Here is a 2119-nt window from a genome sequence, read left to right as displayed (position 1 = left end):
CAATCTGAAGTAATTCTATAAAACATTGTACTATTTTTTCATATTAAGTTTACAAAGCCTTTTTTAAATGAATCTATATAAAGATTTCATTTATTTAAAAGAAGAATTTTTTATTAGAGAATTTAGAGCTATATAACTGATTATTAGCTTTATATATGTATTTTCATAATATCTTTATATAAATATGGTATATTCATAAATCCCCAAATATTTTCAACTTCCTCAGTAATACCTATATCAGTAAAGAATTTGTTCAGTTCTATTTTTAAACTAAATGGTGGTAAAGTTCCAATAGCTTCACTTCCTTTATAGATTATTGATTCTGTAACTCTGCCTGTAATAAACCCACCTTTCAACGAGTTAATATCCAAACCCATTATCTGCTTAATTAGTATTGTTGTATTGTTTATGTTTAAATAATTATCAAGCTTAGTATCTCCATTGTTGATATCTATGTTTATAAAGTTTGGTGTTGGCATGGTTGTATAACTGTTTCTTCTAAACCCATTTCCAGTGGATTTATAATTATATTTAGCTTCTGTAATCAAGTCAGAAAAATAGGTAATACATTTACTATTTTTTATTAGAGGTTTCCTATATGTTCTAGTTCCCTCATCATCAAACATTACATTAAACACAGAGTTCTTTATCTTAGGAGCATCATATAATTCGAATTTTTCATCAAACTCAAACTTCTTTCTTTCTAGTATTGATGTTCCTGACATAACTTCCTTTGCATTGAAATTCTCAACAATTGATAATACTAACCCAGCCAATGCTTGCGGTGCAAAAATCACCGGTAGCTTAGATTCTATCTCATAATATGTCTTTAATTTTTTAATCCTATCTAACTCCCAATTCATCTTTTGAGCAAAATTGTAAAGTTCATTCCTTGTTCTAAAATATTTTAATTTAAAGACACTTAAACCATTTCCAAATTCATTTCTCATACTTTCAAAGGTAAGTTTGAAATACGCATCATGTGATTTACACATTGTATTTCTAGTATTCATCACACTTCTAAAATTAGATATTTTATCTAATTTGACTTTGCAATTGAATTTCTTAAAATAATTGCATAGTTCTTCAAAGCAGTGCTGAATTTTTACAACATCACTCGTTTCAAAATGCATATGCTCATTTATACTTTCGCAACTAACATCTTCAGGAAATCTAACATTAAGCGGTATCCCATCTTTAGCTAATTCTTTAGCTTTCTCTTGAACTCTTACTTTGTCATCTATATTATTAGTATTTGCAAAGCCAACTTTATCGCCTTTAACAACTCTGTAGGCCACACCTTCATCAATAGATAATTTGTTGTTATAAGATTCTGCAAAGTTTTTTTCAAAGCAGATTGATTCTTTCTTTGCAATAAACTCTTCAATTTCCATACCATTTGTTTTCAGTAAATTTAACTTTTCCATTTTAGTTCTCAATAGCAACTCCTTTTAGTAATATACTCGGTGATGATATTGAAATAGGTAAAGATCTTTGTTCTCGTTTATGACAAACTCCACTATCATTCATCTGTAAATCATTCCCTATCTTGATGTCCTTTAAAACAGACATAATATCTCCAGTAATATTTGGAGGTAAAACCTCATTTCTAATTACTCCTTCTTTTAACTCAAAGAACTGTTTTGGCCTAAAAATAAATTTTCCATTGTAATGATGACCATAAAGTACATCTTTAGCATAATATCCATTTTCTACTTCATTTATCAATTTACTAATCGAATTACTTCCTTGCTTAATAAACATATTAGATGTTCTTACAATTGGGATGTCTTTATATGAAACACTTCTAGCATTCCCACTACTTGCCACCCCCTGAATCGAAGCTGTTTTACAATCACTTAATAATGTAACTACCTTACCATCCTGCACCATTATGTTTTCTTTAGCCTTTGTTCCCTCATCATCATATTTATAAGATCCGCTTAAACCTTCGACTGTTGGATTGTCAACTATATTAAGTTCACTGCATCCAATAATAGGTGTTAAACAGCACTTTATTCTACCCTAAATCTTATCAAAAACTGCAAATTAAATAATCTTAGAAGCTTAAATCAAGTTAAATAATCTGACCTAAAGCTATGCAGATTATTTAATCTAA

At 28.8% G+C, this 2119-nt stretch carries 2 protein-coding genes; both read right to left on the bottom strand.

From position 1 onward, the window contains the following. Nucleotides 1–149 precede the first annotated feature (149 nt). Nucleotides 150–1427, bottom strand: coding sequence for a metallopeptidase TldD-related protein (locus BUB36_RS18820; RefSeq protein WP_131821380.1), 1278 nt, complete (start codon nt 1425–1427; stop codon nt 150–152). A gap of 1 nt (nt 1428) precedes the next feature. Continuing rightward, on the bottom strand, nt 1429–1995 hold the full coding sequence (locus tag BUB36_RS18815; RefSeq protein WP_278247880.1) for a metallopeptidase TldD-related protein: 567 nt from the start codon (nt 1993–1995) through the stop codon (nt 1429–1431). Nucleotides 1996–2119: the final 124 nt, after the last annotated feature.

Source organism: Paramaledivibacter caminithermalis DSM 15212 (assembly GCF_900142245.1).
Taxonomy (GTDB): domain Bacteria; phylum Bacillota; class Clostridia; order Peptostreptococcales; family Caminicellaceae; genus Paramaledivibacter; species Paramaledivibacter caminithermalis.
This window is presented reverse-complemented; position numbering and strand designations above follow the sequence as displayed.

What these genes read in the sequence shown, in the direction of transcription:
- BUB36_RS18820 (WP_131821380.1), bottom strand. Translation starts at nt 1,427, where the DNA reads ATGGAAAAGTTAAATTTACTGAAAACAAATGGTATGGAAATTGAAGAG.